Below are 16457 nucleotides of genomic sequence, written 5' to 3'. Positions count from 1 at the left end.
GAACGATCGACTAGAGAACCTGGCGCAAGAAGGCCTGCGCCCGCAGATCTTTCGGCGCATCAAAGAACTCCGCCGGCGAAGCATCTTCCAGCAATTTGCCGTGATCAAAGAACAGCACCCGATCCGCCACTTCCCGCGCAAAGCCCATTTCGTGGGTGACGCAGACCATAGTCATGCCTTCCACGGCCAGGGTTTTCATCACGTCCAGCACCTCGCCAACCATTTCCGGGTCCAGGGCCGAAGTCGGTTCATCGAACAGCATGACCTTCGGCTCCATCGCCAACGCTCGGGCAATCGCCACGCGCTGTTGCTGGCCGCCGGACAGGCGCGACGGAAACTCGTTGGCTTTCTGTGCAATGCCGACCTTTTCCAGCAGTGCCAAAGCCTTGGCCTCGCGCTCTTTCTTGCCGCGCTTGCGCACGACTTTTTGCGCCAGGCAGAGGTTTTCCAGCACGGTCATGTGCGGGAACAGGTTGAAATGCTGGAACACCATGCCGACTTCGCGGCGGTAGGCGTTCACGTCGGTCTTGGGGTCGGCCAGTTGCAGGCCGTCGATGCTCACCGAACCAGAATCGAATTCCTCCAGGCCATTGAGGCAGCGCAGGAAGGTCGACTTGCCGGAACCGGACGGGCCAATCACTACCAGCACTTCACCCTTGGCCACTTGCGTGGTGACGTTATCCACCGCACGAACCACTTGGCCACGGGTGTCGAAGACTTTTACCAGATCGCGGACTTCAATCACTTTGCGCGAGCCTCCGCTCAAGCCGGCTGGCGATTTTCGACAGCGGCAGGTTGATCAACAAGTACAACCCGGCCACGCAGAACAGGATTTCGAACGGCGAGAACGAGGTGGTGATGACTTCGCGGCCGCTTTTCAGCAGTTCGGTAATCGCGATCACCGAAACCAGCGACGTGTCCTTGACCAGGCTGATGAACTGCCCGGCCAAGGGCGGCAATACTCGCTTCAAGGCTTGCGGCATCACCACGTGGCGCATCGACTGACCAGCGCTCAAACCCAACGAACGCGCCGCTTCGTTCTGTCCGCGAGCGATGGACTGCACGCCGGAACGGATGATCTCCGCCACGTAGGCGCCAGTGAACAGCGACAACGCAGCAATCCCGGCGAATTCCCGGGACAGGTTCATCACGGTGCCGATGAAGAAGTAGAAAATGAAAATCTGTACCAGCAGCGGTGTGCCACGCACCAGTTCGACGTAGATCGTCGAGAGATCGCGCAGGGTCGGGTTATTCGACAGCCGGCACAGCCCAGTGACGAGGCCGATCAACAGACCGAGAACGCCAGATACCACGGACAACCACAACGTCGTCCACAGCCCCCAAAGCAGTGGACCGGCGGCCCAATGCCGTGTCACGCCAATCACATCACCTTCGGCCACATCATCGCCTTGGACGACTTGCAGGCTGTTGTCGTCGACAGTCACGCGCTGCTCATCGCCCGCGTCGTTGCGCAGGGTGACTTCAGCTTTATCGCCTTTGCGCACCAGTTCGCTGACAGTTGAGATGTCAGCGGCGCGCTGGGATTCTTCGGCGTGGTAGGCGAAGTACTGCGGCACGCGGTTCCAGCGCCATTCGTAGGACATCAGCGAGGTGGCGTAATACAACGCGCCGGCCAGGCCGATCAGCACCAGCACGGTTAATACGTGCCAGGGCCATTGGGATTTTTTTTGTTTCATTGAGTCTGAGGGTTCCAAAATTCTTGTCGCCAGTGAGGCCGCCTTCGCGAGCAAGTCGAATCGTCGCACCGGCGCTCCCACATTGACCCAATCGCAAGCTGGTTACGCGATCAAATGTGGGAGCGGGCTTGCTCGCGAATGGCGCGACGCTATCTGTCTGACCGAGCCTTATTCCATGTCTTTTTGCCAGGCGGTGTCTTTGAACCACTTGTCATGGATGCGATCGTAGGTGCCGTCTTCGTGGATCTGGTGCAAGAAGTTGTTAATGAAGTTGATGCTGTCGTAGTCACCCTTCTTCAGACCGAAGGCCAGCGGCTCGTAGGTGAACGGCTTGTCGAGAAACACCAGTTTGCCGGCGCCGACCTTGTTCACTGCCACGACGTTGTACGGCGCGTCATAGATGAAGGCGTCAGCCTTGCCGTTGACCACGTCCAGCACCGCTTCCTGCTCGTTGTCATAGCCGTGGTACTGGGCTTTGGAGATCAGCTTCTTGGCGACCATCTCGCCGGTGGTGCCGAGCTTGGAGGTGATGCGGTAGTCGGCAGTGTTCAGGTCTTTATAGGACTTGATGGTGCCTTCCAGCTCCTTGCGGATCAGCAGCGTCTGACCGACCACGATGAACGGCTCGCTGAAGTTCAGGCGCAGGTTACGCTCCTGAGTCAGGGTCATGCCGCTGCCGATCATGTCGAACTTGTCGGTCATCAGGGCGGGGATGATGCCGTCATAGCCGGTGGACACCAGCTCCAGCTTGACGCCCATGGCTTTGGACATGGCTTTGAGGATGTCGACTTCGAAACCGATGATCTCGCCGCGCTTGTTGGTCATCTCGAACGGCATGTAGGTCGGGTCCATGCCGACTTTCAGCGTGCCGCGTTTGACCGCGTCATCGATGGCACCAGCGTGCGCCGCGCTGACTGCAGCCAACGCCGTGACGCCGACCAGCAGCATCGAGAGATACTTCTTCATCATCATGTCCCCAAAACCATTGCGGTGTGAGGCGCGCAAAACGGCGGTCTCCCTCAGGAAACGCACCCATACGGACAAAAATTATCCGGGCGCACCAATTCGGGGACGGATCCTAACGCACTCGCCCATTTGCACAAGGGTTTGCAAACGATCAGACAAAAAAAAGCCCCGCTCAATCAGCGGGGCTCTTTATCAGGCCAGTTGTGCTTGCGCACTCAGCGGCTTGAGCGGCAACAGCGGCGCGTGGGGATCGGCTTTCACCGATTGCCGCCAGGCTTGCAGCCATTCGGGGTGACCTTCGCTCCAGATCTGCTCATGCAGACGACCCAATGCCACCGGATCACTCAGCAGTTGCACACGCTCATTGTTGTTCAAGCCGTGAGGCCCGACTTTCAAGGCGTGACGAACCCGCTCGATCCGCAGCCACTCGATTGGCTCGGCCTGACCGTGACGCGACGTCGCCAGCGAGCACGCCAAGGCGTTCTGCTGCGGGTCGACCACCGACCGGATGAAGCCGTCCTTCAGTGCGTGATAACGATTTTCGTGGGTGTACTGGTCAGTGGCCAGCAACGCCTGTGGCGGATTGTATTCCTCAGGAATCAGGAACAGGCTCTCGTCACGGGATTTCAGGCCCAGACCGACACGACTGGAGATCACCGACACCGGGATCGACAGCATCAACGAACCGACGATCGGCACCAGCCACCACAGGAAGCTCGGGTTCAGCCAGATCACCAGCAAGGCCCAGAAGAAGCCCAGCAAGGTCTGCGGACCATGGCGTTTGACCGCTTCGCTCCATGGCGTGGAGTCATCGTCACGTTGTGGCGAGTTCCAGGTCGCGGCCCAGCCGAGGAACGCGGCCAGTACGAAACGGGTGTGGAAAATCATCCGCACCGGCGCCAGCAGCATGGAGAACAGCACCTCCAGCAACATCGACATTGTCACCTTGAACTTCCCACCAAACTCTTTCGCGCCTTTGGCCCAGATCAGGAGGATGCTCAACAACTTCGGCAGGAACAGCAGCACGATAGTCGTGGAGAACAGCGCGACGGCCTTGTCCGGATGCCATTGCGGCCATAGCGGATACAGCTGACGCGGTTCCATGAAGTATTGCGGCTCCATCAGCGTGTTGACCGCCAGCAGCGCCGTCGACAGCACAAGGAAGAAGAACCACAACGGCGCCGACAGATAAGACATCACGCCGGTCAGGAACACCGCCCGGTGAACCGGGTGCATGCCTTTGACCAGGAACAGACGGAAGTTCATCAAGTTACCGTGGCACCAGCGACGGTCACGCTTGAGTTCGTCCAGCAGGTTCGGCGGCAGTTCTTCGTAGCTGCCTGGCAAGTCATAGGCAATCCACACGCCCCAACCTGCACGGCGCATCAGCGCTGCTTCAACGAAGTCGTGGGACAGGATCGCACCGGCGAAAGCACCTTTACCCGGCAACGGCGCCAGGGCGCAGTGCTCGATGAACGGCTTCATGCGGATGATCGCGTTGTGGCCCCAGTAGTGGGATTCGCCCAACTGCCAGAAGTGCAGACCGGCGGTAAACAGCGGACCGTACACGCGAGTCGCAAACTGCTGCATGCGCGCATAAAGAGTGTCCATGCCCGATGCACGCGGCGCGGTCTGAATGATCCCGGCGTCCGGCGTGGCTTCCATCAAGCGCACCAGACTGGTCAGGCATTCGCCGCTCATCACGGAGTCCGCGTCGAGCACGACCATGTACTTGTAATCGCCACCCCAACGACGGCAGAAGTCGTCGAGGTTCCCGCTTTTACGTTTCACGCGACGGCGACGGCGGCGGTAGAAGATCTTGCCGAAGCCCTTGGCTTCGCGGCAAACATCCAGCCAGGCCTGCTGCTCGGCAACGCAAATGTCGGCGTCGTTACTGTCACTGAGGACGAAGAAGTCGAAGCGATCCAGGTCACCCGTGGCCGCAACCGACTCGAACGTCGCGCGCAAACCGGCAAACACCCGTGGCACGTCTTCGTTACAGATCGGCATCACCAGTGCGGTGCGTGCGTCCTTTGGAATCGGTTCATTACCGGCGCTTTTACCGGAGATGCGGTATTTATCGTGACCGGTGAGCAATTCGAGGAAGCCCATCAGCGCAGTCCAGAAACCGGCCGATACCCAGCAGAACAGAATCCCGAACAGGATCAGGATGCTGGTTTGCAGCGCATACGGCAGCACCTGCGTGGCGGTTTGCAGCAACGGTTGATGCAGCACTTCGTTGAGGTCGACGAACGACCAGCCCTGATACGGCATGATGCCTTTCATGTACCAGCCGGCCACGATGGTCTGGCCGAGCATCAGCACCAGCAGGATGTAGCGACGGATCGAACCCACGGTGCGCCAGCGGGCAGCCGGCAATACGCGTTCATCTTTCGGCGGAGCCGGCAGATTGGTGCGACCGGTCAGGCGACGCCAGCCACGCACCAGAATGTTGGTGCGCCACGGCTCCGGCACGACTTTGGTCCGACGGATCGGCGGGGTCGCCTTGAGGCAAACCCGACCGCTGGCGTCGACCGCCAGCATTTCCGCTTCTTCCAACTCTTGCGCCGTGTTCAGGGTCAAGCGACGGCCTACCGAGGCCTGGGCGGCCTCGGCAGGCGCGTCGAACGTTGAAGACGACAGACGCTGGTGCAATTCGCTGAAGGACTGGCAGCCCGCGAGTTCCGCGCGCTGCTGGTCGGTCATCGGTAGATGCGCCAGATACTCGGCAAGCGTCTCTGGCTGTACTTGAGAATTACTCATCGGCAGGCAACTGGTAGCTCCAGGTCTCGGTCAGGACTTCTTCAGTCGGCGCCGATTCCGGTGTGGCTGGGGCCGCGTCGGCAGCAACAGGCGGCGTGGCGTCTTTGTTGGCCTTGTCCTTGTCCTTGGCATCTGCAACCGGCTTGGCATCGGACTGTTTGGCCTCTGCTTGCTTGGCTTCCTTGTCGACTTTTTCTTGTTGCTTGGCGGCAACCTTGTCGGCTTTGGCGACAGACGAATTCGACGCTGGAAGCGACGTCTTGGCCAAGTCGGCCGGCACGATGTTCTGTACCAGTGCCGCACGCATTTCGGTGGCTTTGCCCGGATCCTTGATCTTCATGCGCAGCGTCAGGCGCCAGCCCTTGGTTTCAGGGTTGTAACGCACGCTGTTCTCGACCAGTTCGGCGTTGTCACCCACGCTGACTTGGCTGCGAACGTCCGCATCCGCCGGCAATGCCGCCAGGGACGGGCCTTCGAAGTCCACCAGATAAGCAACGCTGCCGTCCGGCTGACGAATCAGGTTGGACTGCTTAACGTCACCGGTAGAACGCAGGGTCTGTTTGACCCAGGCGCTGTCGGGGGCGTGAAGCGAGGCTTCGTCCATGGTCCAGTGCAGGCGATAGGCAACATCGAGCGGCTGGCCAGGCTCTGGCAGTTTTTCCGGGTTCCAGAAAACAACGATATTGTCGTTGGTTTCGTCGGCGGTCGGAATCTCGACCAGATCCACGGTACCCTTGCCCCAGTCACCCTTCGGCTCGATCCAGGCGCTTGGACGCTTGTCATAACGGTCATCGAGGTCTTCGTAGTGGCTGAAGTCACGGCCACGTTGCAGCAAGCCGAAGCCTTGCGGATTCTCGACCGAGAAGTTGCTCACCGACAGGTGTTTCGGGTTGTTCAACGGGCGCCAGATCCATTCGCCATTGCCGGCATGGATTGCCAGGCCGCTGGAGTCGTGCAATTCACGGCGGTAGTTCAGCACTTTCGATGGCTGGTTGGCGCCGAACAGATACATGCTGGTCAATGGAGCGATACCCAGCTTGCCGACCTTGTCACGCAGGAACACCTGCGCCTTGACGTCAACAATGGTATCGCTGCCCGGACGCAGGGTCAGGCGATAGGCACCAGTTGCACGCGGTGAATCCAGCAACGCAAAAATCACCAGATGTTTGTCGCCCGGCTTTGGCTGTTGAATCCAGAACTCGGTGAAACGCGGGAACTCTTCGCCGGATGGCAACGCGGTATCAATCGCCATGCCTCGAGCAGACAAACCATAGACGTGACCCTTGCCGACGACGCGGAAGTAGCTGGCGCCGAGCATGGTCATGATTTCGTCTTGCTTGTCAGCCTTGTTGATCGGGTACAGCACCCGGAAACCGGCATAACCCAGTTGTTCGGTGGCTTTAGGATCGAACTTCACGTCGCCGAAATCGAAACGACTAGGGTCGTACTTGATCTCTTCGACGGAATTAGCCGTGATTTCGTTGATTTTCACCGGCGTATCGAAATGCATGCCCTGGTGATAGAACGACAGCTTGAACGGGGTTTTCTGGTCCGCCCATTCGGCCTTTTCGGTCAGGAAACGAATTTTCTGATAGTCCGCGAATTTCATATCGCGGAATTCGTTCGGCAGGTTACTGCGCGGAGCTTCGTATTTTTGCGCGGCCAGCTCTTTTGCCTTGACCGACACATCCTCCAGATTGAATGCCCACAGCTGGCCGGCGCTCAAAAGGCAGAGCAGTGCAGAGCCCGCTACCAGAACGCTTCGGAACCGTTTGGCAGTCAATTTTGGTGCATTACAGGGACTAACAATCACGAGCAACCCTCGCCGAAAACAGATCAAAAAACCAACGGCCAGTTGAAGGGTTTGCGCGGTCAACGGCATGAAAAAACCGACCTTGCAAACCACTCTTGCCAAGTTGGCGAGCATTGTTCCGACTCCGATGGGGCTAAATGATTCCCCAAACGGTCCAGGACAAGTCTCTACCTAAGTCAAAATGGACCAACGAACGCCGATCCCCGTAGCGCGCGATTATCTAGCAGGCCGCGTTACAACGCATCATGCGCAACAAATTATTTCTCGCGAAAAACGCCTGTTTGCAGTCGAAAAGCCTTAAAAAAGTTGTTTCAAGCGCTTTCAGGTCTGCAACAGGAAGGTTACCGGGCCATCGTTGACCAGGTGCACCTGCATATCCGCGCCGAATCTACCTGATGCCACAGTGCCATGCACCTGTTTCGCTTTACCTAATAGATAGTCGAAAAGTTCCTCACCCAAGGCCGGAGGGGCCGCAGTCGAAAAACTCGGGCGCAACCCGCTTTTGGTGTCGGCGGCCAAGGTGAACTGTGAGACCAGCAGCAACCCGCCGCCGACATCTGCCAAGGACAGATTCATCTTGCCCTCGGCGTCGCTGAATACCCGATAGTTAAGCAGCTTATTCAGAAGTTTGTCGGCGCTGGCCCGAGTATCCCCAGGCTCGACGGCGATCAGTACCAGCAACCCTTGGTCGACCGCACCCACTACCTCCCCCGCTACCTCGACTCGCGCACCACGCACGCGTTGCAGCAGCCCCTTCATGCTTCTTCAGGTGGCAGGTCGAGCAAGCGCCGCGCCATCTGGCCAGCGGCGCGCACCAGTGCATCGGTGATACCCGGTTCGGAGGCCGCATGGCCGGCGTCACGGATGACCTGCAACTCACTGTTCGGCCAGTTCTGGTGCAATTCCCAGGCATTGTCCAACGGGCAAATTACATCGTAGCGACCGTGGACAATCACTCCCGGCAAATGGGCAATCTTGTCCATGTCACGAATCAGCTGGTTGGGCTCAAGGAAGGCATTGTTGGTGAAGTAGTGACATTCGATGCGTGCAATCGACAGCGCGCGCTGAGGCTCAGAGAAGCGATCGACCACCAGCGGATTCGGGCGCAGGGTCGCAGTCCGGCCTTCCCAGAGAGACCAGGCCTTGGCCGCGTGCATCTGGGCAATCTGGTCGTTGCCGACCAGACGTTTGTGGAAAGCGCTGAGCAAATCCTCACGCTCGTCCATCGGGATCGGTGCAACGTAGTCCTGCCAGTAATCAGGGAACAGGCGGCTGGCGCCGGCCTGGTAGAACCACTCGATTTCCTGCGGACGGCAGAGAAATATCCCGCGCAGAATCAGACCGTGCACACGTTCCGGGTGGGTTTGCGCGTAGGCCAACGCCAGAGTCGACCCCCAGGAACCGCCAAACAGCACCCACTTGTCGATGCCCAGATGCTGGCGAATCCGCTCAAGGTCGGCGACCAGATCCCAGGTGGTGTTGTTTTCGAGGCTGGCGTGGGGGGTGGAGCGACCGCAACCGCGCTGGTCAAAGGTGACGATGCGATACAGGTTGGGATCGAAATACCGACGGCTTTGAGCATCACACCCGGCGCCGGGGCCGCCGTGGATGAACACCACCGGCAAACCTTCCGGAGAACCGCTTTCGTCGACGTAGAGGGTGTGGGTGTCATCGACGGCCAGATCGTGCCGGGCGTGGGGTTTGATCTGCGGGTACAAAGTCTGCATTGCGCGCTCCGTAAGGGGTCGAGGTCATCCCTGGGGGGACTTCTAATATTCTGCCGTCCGGCATCATAAACCCGAATTACGTCAATGAGCATGCCCGAGGACACGAATCAAAACCTGTGGCGAGGGAGCTTGCTCCCGATGGGCTGCAAAGCAGCCCCAAAACCATTTGACCGAGTTTTCTCAGTTGGGTCCGACTGGCCGGTTTACGGCGGCTACGCCGCCGAGCGGGACGGTGCGGCGATCCGCCTAGCTCCCTCGCCACAAACGCCCATTGAACCGTATCAACGTCGGTGGTTCTGCTGACCCCACGCCAGCAAACCTTGCAGCAACTCCTTGAGCACCACTTGCGTCGGCGCAGCCAGGTCCGGGCGATAGCGGAACGGCTCGAACTCTTCCATGTAAGTGCACTGCCCCAACTCCAGTTGCACGGCGTGGATGTTCTCGACCGGGTTGCCATAATGCCGGGTGATGTGGCCGCCCTTGAAGCGACCGTTCAGCACATGGCTGTACTCGGTATGGCGGGCGCAAATCGCTTCCAGTTGACTGGCAAGCTGTGGATCGCAACTGGCGCCGTTGAAGGTACCGAGGTTGAAGTCCGGCAGTTTGCCGTCGAACAGGTGCGGGATGATCGAGCGAATCGAGTGCGCGTCGAACAGCAATGCGTAGCCGAATTCGGCTTTCAGCCGCGCCAGCTCGTTCTGCAATGTTGTGTGATATGGCGTCCAGATCTGCTCCAGATAGGTCGCGCGTTCTTCTTTCGAAGGCTCCAGCCCTTCGCGGAACAACGGTATGCCGTCGAACAGCGTCGCCGGATACAGACCGGTGGTGGCGCCGACATATAAAGGCTTGTCGTCGGACGGCCGGTTCAGGTCGATGACGAACCGCGAATACTCCGCAGCCAAGGTGCTGGCGCCCAGTTCGGCGGCAAACTCGTAAAGCTGCGGAATGTGCCAGTCGGTATCCGGCAGGCTGCGGGCGTCGGGGATCAACCCGGCTTCGACCGCCGGGGTCAGGCGCAGGCCGGCATGGGGCATGCTGATCAACAGTGGCACGCGGCCTTGTTTGAAGTTCAGAACCTTATCCACAACTGCTCTCCTAAACGCTTGTCTCGACGCCGTGACGCACGACGCGTTTTTCCAGGTCACCGCCCAGCCAGTACGAAAGGTCGGCCGGACGATCAATTTGCCAGGCAACAAAGTCCGCGACCTTGCCGGCTTCCAGCGAACCGTGGGTGTCGGCCATGCCCAACGCCGTGGCGGCATGAATGGTCGCGCCGGCCAAGGCTTCTTCCGGGGTCATGCGGAAACAGGTGCAGGCCATGTTCAGCATCAAGCGTAGCGACAGCGCTGGCGAGGTGCCGGGGTTGAGGTCGCTGGCAATGGCGATTTTCACCCCGTGTTTGCGCAGGGCCTCCATCGGCGGCAATTGGGTCTCGCGCAGGAAGTAGAACGCACCTGGCAGCAACACCGCGACGGTGCCGGACTTGGCCATGGCGATGGCGTCGTCCTCGGTCATGAACTCCAGGTGATCCGCCGACAGTGCGTGATAACGCGCCGCCAGGCTCGAACCGTGCAGCGACGACAGTTGCTCGGCGTGCAGCTTCACCGGCAAACCGAGTTCCTGTGCGGCGATAAATACGCGTTCGACCTGCGCGGGCGAGAACGCCAGGTATTCGCAGAATGCATCCACCGCATCCACCAACCCTTCGGCGGCCAAGGCCGGGAGCATCTCGGCGCAGATGTGATCGATGTAATCGTCGGTGCGATCGGCGTATTCCGGCGGCAAGGCGTGGGCGGCCAGGCAGGTGCTGCGCACGCTCACCGGCAGCTCAGCGCCGAGGCGACGGATAACCCGCAGGATTTTGCGTTCGCTGGCCAGGTCGAGGCCGTAGCCTGATTTCATTTCGACCGTGGTCACGCCGTCGCGCATCAGGCTTTTCAGACGTTTGGCGGCGCTGGCGAACAGTTCGTCTTCGGTCGCCGCGCGGGTGGCGCGCACGGTGCTGGCGATGCCGCCACCGGCTGCGGCGATTTCCGCGTAGCTGACGCCTTGCAGACGCTGTTCGAATTCGCCGCTGCGGTTACCGCCAAACACCGTGTGGGTGTGGCAGTCGATCAGGCCCGGGGTGACCCAGGCCCCTTTCAAATCGTTGACGGCCGGGTATTCACCCGCCGGCAGTTCAGCGCGTGGGCCAATCCACTCAATGTGCGCACCGGACGTCACGATGGCCGCATCCTCGATGGTCGAGTAGACGCCTTGCGCCATGGTTGCGACGTGGCAGTGTTGCCAGAGAGTTTTCATCCCGAATTCCTCGTCTTGTTCAAATGATCGTTCCCATGCTCTGCGTGGGAATGCCTCTAGGGACGCTCCGCGTCCAGTGACGCGGAGCGTCACGGGCTGCATTCCCACGCAGAGCGTGGGAACGATCGATTGGGGGGTTACAGGCTAGGCAGCAACTTCACCGACAACAGCTCATTCAGGCAGCGGGTCGCCAACAACTCGGTCGCCGCATTGATGTCCGGCGCGAAGAAGCGGTCCTTCTCATAGAACGGCACTTCTTTACGCAGAATCGCCCGGGCCTTTTCCAGTTTTGCCGAGGTCTTCAGACCATTGCGCAAGTCCAGGCCCTGAACCGCCGCCAGCCATTCCACCGCCAGCACACCACGGGTGTTTTCGGCCATTTCCCATAGGCGCTTGCCTGCCGCCGGGGCCATGGATACGTGGTCTTCCTGGTTCGCCGAGGTCGGCAGGCTGTCCACCGAATGCGGATGCGCCAGGGCCTTGTTCTCGCTGGCCAGTGCCGCGGCAGTCACCTGGGCAATCATGAAGCCGGAGTTCACGCCGCCATTAGCCACCAGGAACGGCGGCAGTTGCGACATGTGCTTGTCCATCATCAGCGAGATACGGCGTTCGCTCAGTGAGCCGATTTCAGCGATGGCCAGTGCCATGTTGTCAGCCGCCATGGCCACCGGTTCGGCGTGGAAGTTACCGCCGGAAATCACGTCACCTTCAGCGGCGAACACCAGCGGGTTGTCGGAGACGGCGTTGGCTTCGACGGCCAACACTTCGGCGGCCTGACGGAACTGGGTCAGGCACGCGCCCATGACTTGTGGCTGGCAGCGCAGGGAGTACGGGTCCTGGACCTTTTCGCAATTCTCATGCGAGTCGGACACTTCACTGCGTTCGCCCAGCAAATCACGGTAAGCAGCGGCGGCGTCGATCTGGCCTTTCTGACCGCGAGCGGCGTGGATGCGTGCGTCGAATGGCGAGCGCGAGCCCAATACCGCTTCAACCGTCAGCGCGCCCAGCGCAACCGCGCCAGCGAACAGGTCTTCGCCTTCGAACAAACCGCGCAAGGCATAAGCGGTCGACACCTGAGTGCCGTTGAGCAGTGCCAGACCTTCTTTCGCGGCCAGGGTCAGCGGGGTCAGACCGGCGATTTTCAGCGCTTCGGTTGCCTCCATCCACTCACCCTTGTAGCGCGCCTTGCCTTCGCCCAGCAGCACCAGCGACATGTGCGCCAACGGAGCCAGGTCGCCGGAAGCACCGACCGATCCTTTCAAGGGAATGTGCGGGTAAACCTCGGCGTTGATCAGCGCGATCAGTGCATCAATGACCACGCGACGAATACCGGAGAAACCACGGCTCAGGCTGTTGACCTTGAGCACCATAACCAGGCGCACCAGCGCGTCGCTGATCGGCTCGCCGACACCGGCGGCGTGGGACAGCACCAGCGAGCGCTGGAGGTTTTCCAGGTCTTCGCTGGCGATGCGGGTCGAGGCCAGCAGGCCGAAACCGGTGTTGATGCCGTAGGCGGTGCGGTTTTCGGCGAGGATCTGTTCCACACAGGCAACGCTGGCTTCGATCTGGGCCGAGGCGCTGCTGTCGAGGGTCAGTTTCACCGGCTGCTGATAGATATCACGCAGCTGGGCCAGGCTCAGTTGACCGGGAATCAGGTTTAGCGCAGTCATTTTTTGCTCCTTTTGAGAGTTTGTCTTCTTCTTAGGTGAAGAGTACTCACCAGACGCTCCGGAGATATCCGTTGTCCGTCGCGTCTGCCTTTTTGAGGAGCCGCGCCTTGGCACGCTGGTGTTATGGAAGTCAGTTCAGATTCGGTACCGCCTTGTGCAGCAAATTCTGTTCTTTCAGTACAGCAGCAGCGGCCGCGATGTCCGGCGCCAGCCAGCGGTCCTGATCATAAGCCGGAACACGCTCGCGCAGCAGACGCCACGCGGCATCGGTGCCAGCGCCGAAGCGTTGCTCTTTGACGAATTCGAACGCCTGAGCCGCCAGCAAGTACTCGATGGCGAGGATCTGCGTGCAGTTTTCCAGGGCGCGATGCAGCTTCAGCGCGGCGTTGGTGCCCATGCTCAGGTGATCTTCCTGCAAGCCGGAAGTGACGTAGTTGTCGAGCACGGCGGGTTGCGCCAATTGACGGTTTTCCGCGCACAGGGAAGCAGCGACATATTGGACGATCATCATCCCGGAGTTAACGCCCGGATTGGCCACCAGAAACGCCGGCAGTCCGCTGACGTGCGGGTTGATCAGGCGGTCGAGGCGACGCTCGGCGATGGAGCCGATTTCGGCCATGGCGATGGCCAGCAGGTCCGCCGCCAGCGCCACGGACTGGCCGTGCGGGTTGGCCTGGGAAACGACGCGGTAGTTGTCCGGCGTGCCCAGCACCAACGGGTTGTCGGTGGCGCCGTTGAGTTCGTTTTCGATCTGTTTGGTCGCGTGAACCAGCTGATCACGGGCAGCGCCGTGGACCTGCGGGATCGAGCGAATGCTCAAGGCGTCCTGGGTGCGAATGCCTTTGCTGCTGGCGATCACTTCACTGCCATCGAGCACGGCGCGCAGGTTGATGCCGACTTGCTGCATGCCCGGGTGCGGCTTGAGCGCGATGATCTCGGCGTCGAACGCATCGAGCTGACCACGCTGGGCTTCGAAACTCATGGCGCCGATCACGTCGGCCCACTGCAGCAGATGCGCGGCATCGGCAACCGCCAGGCAGCTGAGGCCGGTCATGCACGGCGTGCCGTTGACCAGGCACAAACCGTCCTTGGCACCGAGCTTGACCGGTTGCAGCCCTTCTTCGGCCAGGGCTTGCTGAGCGGAAACAATTTGCCCGCGATAGCTGACATTGCCGACACCCAGCAGGGCAATGCCGATGTGCGCCATGTGCGTCAGGTAGCCCACGGAACCCTGGGACGGCACTTGCGGGGTAATGCCACGGTTGAGCAGCGCCAGCAGGGCTTCAACCACTTGGCGGTGCAGGCCGGATTTGCCGTGGCTGTAGTTGACGACGGCGGCGCACATGATGGCGCGAGTCTGCTCGTTGGTCAGCGGCGCGCCAACGCCACAGGCGTGACTGAGCAAGGTGTTGCGCGACAACTGGCTGAGCTGTTCATCTTGAAGGGAGACGTTGCACAAGGCGCCCAGCCCGGTGTTGATGCCGTAGGCGCGCTCGCCGCTGGTGACGATGCGCTGGACGATGGCTTGCGCGTTTTCAATGCGTGCCCAGGTCTGGGCTGAAAGCTCAAGCTGTGCGCCGTGACGGGCGACGGCGACCACATCCTGCCAACGCAACGGGGCGTCAGCGATAACGATTTTTTCAGCCTGGGACATCTTTGACCTCGTGCGTAAAACCTGAATATTGATGCAGCTTTACCGACCCCTTCGCTGGCAAGCCAGCGCCTACAGGGGACGAGCACACCTTGTAGGAGCTGGCTTGCCAGCGAAGAGGCCGGCAAATACGCCGTAAACCTTTAAACCACCGCAGCCCGACGCTGCACAAACCGGTCGACATACTCATCCGCCGGCGAATGCAGGATCTCGCGCGGGGTGCCGACCTGAATCAGGCGGCCGTCCTTGAGGATCGCAATGCGATTGCCGATGCGCACGGCCTCGTCAAGGTCGTGGGTGATGAAGACGATGGTCTTGTGCAGGGTCTTTTGCAGCTCCAGCAACTGGTCCTGCATCTCGGCACGGATCAACGGGTCGAGGGCGCTGAACGCTTCATCCATCAAGATGATGTCAGTGTCCGCCGCCAAGGCGCGGGCCAGGCCCACACGCTGACGCATGCCGCCCGAGAGCTGATGCGGGTATTTGTTTTCGTAGCCCTTGAGGCCCACGGTGTTGATCCAGTGCAGCGCGCGCTCGGAGCACATTTGCTTGCTCTCGCCGCGCACTTTCAGGCCGTAGGCAACGTTATCCACCACGGTCTTGTGCGGCAGCAGGCCGAAGCTCTGGAACACCATGCTGATCCGGTGCCGGCGAAATTCGCGCAGGGCTTCCATGTCGTATTGCAAGATGTCCACGCCGTCCACCAGGATCGCGCCGCTGGTCGGGTCGATCAGGCGGTTGAAGTGGCGCACCAGGGTCGATTTACCCGAACCCGACAGGCCCATGATCACGAAGATCTCGCCGGTGCCGATGCTCAGGGACAGATCGTTCACGCCGACCACACAGCCGGTTTCGGCCAGCACCTGATCTTTGGTCTTGCCCTGGCCAATCATCGCCAGTGCGTCCTTGGAACGGTTGCCGAAAATCTTGAAGACGTTTTTGACTTCGATCTTGCTGATGGCTTCGTTGTTCATTTGCTCACCTCATGCCGTGCCCGACCGTACGCCTGAGTAATGCGGTCGATCACCACAGCCAGAATCACGATCGCCAGACCGGCTTCCAGGCCACGTCCGACGTTGAGGGTCTGAATCCCCACCAGTACGTCTTCACCCAAGCCACGGGCACCGATCATCGAGGCAATCACTACCATCGACAGCGCCATCATGGTGGTCTGGTTGATCCCAGCCATGATGCTCGGCAGGGCCAGGGGCAGTTGCACGCCAAACAGTTGCTGCCAGCGGTTGGCACCGAAGGCGTTGATCGCTTCCATCACTTCGCCGTCAACCTGGCGAATGCCCAGATCAGTCAGGCGGATCAGCGGAGGTGCGGCGTAGATCACGGTGGCGAAAATCGCCGGGACCTTGCCCAGGCCGAACAGCATCAGCACCGGAATGAGGTACACGAAACTCGGCATGGTCTGCATGATGTCCAGCAGCGGCATCAATATCGAACGCAGGCGATTGCTGCGCGCCGAAAGAATGCCCAGCGGAATGCCGATCATCACCGAAATGATCGTCGCCACCATCATCAGTGCCAGGGTCTGCATCAGCTTGTCCCAGAGGCCGACTGCACCCACCAGGAACAACAAGCCGACAATCACTGCCGTGGTCACGACTTTGCGGGTCGCGTGCCAGGCAACGCCCGCGACGATGGCCAGCATCAGCCACCAGGGCGCCGCACGCAGCAGCCCTTCAAGATTGACGATGGCCCACAGCAGCGTGTCAGAGATCTGCCGGAACACGTCGCCGTAGTTGGTGACCAGCGAATCGACCCAACTGTTGACCCAGTCGGCGATGGAAAAGGTAAAGCTTTCGGGAAACATAAGAGACTCTCAATCAAGGGGTTGCGATCAAGCGTCCGACTGCCATT

General features: G+C 60.2%; 13 protein-coding genes. All 13 read right to left on the bottom strand.

The genetic code is table 11. The features are described 5' to 3' along the window. Positions 1-10: 10 nt before the first annotated feature. Positions 11-745 carry an amino acid ABC transporter ATP-binding protein gene (locus tag ACA048_RS01855; RefSeq protein WP_497627705.1) on the bottom strand — a complete coding sequence of 245 codons (735 nt, stop codon included), beginning with the start codon at positions 743-745 and terminating at the stop codon, positions 11-13. Then, positions 738-1697, bottom strand: coding sequence for an amino acid ABC transporter permease (locus ACA048_RS01850; protein ID WP_497627704.1), 960 nt, complete (start codon positions 1695-1697; stop codon positions 738-740). The genes ACA048_RS01855 and ACA048_RS01850 overlap by 8 nt, the downstream gene beginning before the upstream one ends. 168 nt (positions 1698-1865) lie before the next feature. Then, a complete protein-coding gene (locus tag ACA048_RS01845; RefSeq protein WP_497629789.1) occupies positions 1866-2663 on the bottom strand; it encodes a transporter substrate-binding domain-containing protein in 798 nt (265 codons plus the stop codon). A gap of 192 nt (positions 2664-2855) precedes the next feature. After that, positions 2856-5426 carry a glucans biosynthesis glucosyltransferase MdoH gene (mdoH, locus tag ACA048_RS01840; protein ID WP_497627703.1) on the bottom strand — a complete coding sequence of 857 codons (2571 nt, stop codon included), beginning with the start codon at positions 5424-5426 and terminating at the stop codon, positions 2856-2858. Continuing rightward, a complete protein-coding gene (locus tag ACA048_RS01835; RefSeq protein ID WP_497629788.1) occupies positions 5419-7239 on the bottom strand; it encodes a glucan biosynthesis protein G in 1821 nt (606 codons plus the stop codon). Before ACA048_RS01835 ends, mdoH begins: the two co-directional genes overlap by 8 nt. Before the next feature lie 321 nt (positions 7240-7560). After that, positions 7561-7998 (bottom strand): D-aminoacyl-tRNA deacylase, encoded by a 438-nt coding sequence (gene dtd / locus ACA048_RS01830; protein ID WP_497627702.1) that lies wholly within the window; start codon positions 7996-7998, stop codon positions 7561-7563. Next, the gene (pip, locus tag ACA048_RS01825) at positions 7995-8966 is read right to left on the bottom strand and encodes a prolyl aminopeptidase (protein ID WP_497627701.1); all 972 of its coding nucleotides are present in this window, start codon (positions 8964-8966) and stop codon (positions 7995-7997) included. The genes dtd and pip overlap by 4 nt, the downstream gene beginning before the upstream one ends. 281 nt (positions 8967-9247) lie before the next feature. Beyond that, entirely contained in the window at positions 9248-10051 is an 804-nt protein-coding gene (gene hutG / locus ACA048_RS01820; RefSeq protein WP_497627700.1) for an N-formylglutamate deformylase, read from the bottom strand. Positions 10052-10061: 10 nt separating this feature from the next. Then, positions 10062-11267, bottom strand: a complete 1206-nt coding sequence (hutI, locus tag ACA048_RS01815; RefSeq protein ID WP_497627699.1) for an imidazolonepropionase — start codon at positions 11265-11267, stop codon at positions 10062-10064. Positions 11268-11404: 137 nt separating this feature from the next. Next, positions 11405-12937 carry a histidine ammonia-lyase gene (gene hutH / locus ACA048_RS01810; protein ID WP_497627698.1) on the bottom strand — a complete coding sequence of 511 codons (1533 nt, stop codon included), beginning with the start codon at positions 12935-12937 and terminating at the stop codon, positions 11405-11407. 130 nt (positions 12938-13067) lie between these two features. Beyond that, the gene (gene hutH, locus ACA048_RS01805) at positions 13068-14591 is read right to left on the bottom strand and encodes a histidine ammonia-lyase (RefSeq protein ID WP_497627697.1); all 1524 of its coding nucleotides are present in this window, start codon (positions 14589-14591) and stop codon (positions 13068-13070) included. 140 nt (positions 14592-14731) lie between these two features. Further along, on the bottom strand, positions 14732-15562 hold the full coding sequence (locus ACA048_RS01800; protein WP_497627696.1) for a quaternary amine ABC transporter ATP-binding protein: 831 nt from the start codon (positions 15560-15562) through the stop codon (positions 14732-14734). Then, positions 15559-16410: an ABC transporter permease gene (locus ACA048_RS01795; RefSeq protein WP_129439221.1), complete on the bottom strand. Its 852-nt coding sequence runs from the start codon at positions 16408-16410 to the stop codon at positions 15559-15561. Before ACA048_RS01795 ends, ACA048_RS01800 begins: the two co-directional genes overlap by 4 nt. Positions 16411-16457 lie beyond the last annotated feature (47 nt).

It is taken from the genome of Pseudomonas sp. LBUM1659 (assembly GCF_059716045.1).
This window is presented reverse-complemented; position numbering and strand designations above follow the sequence as displayed.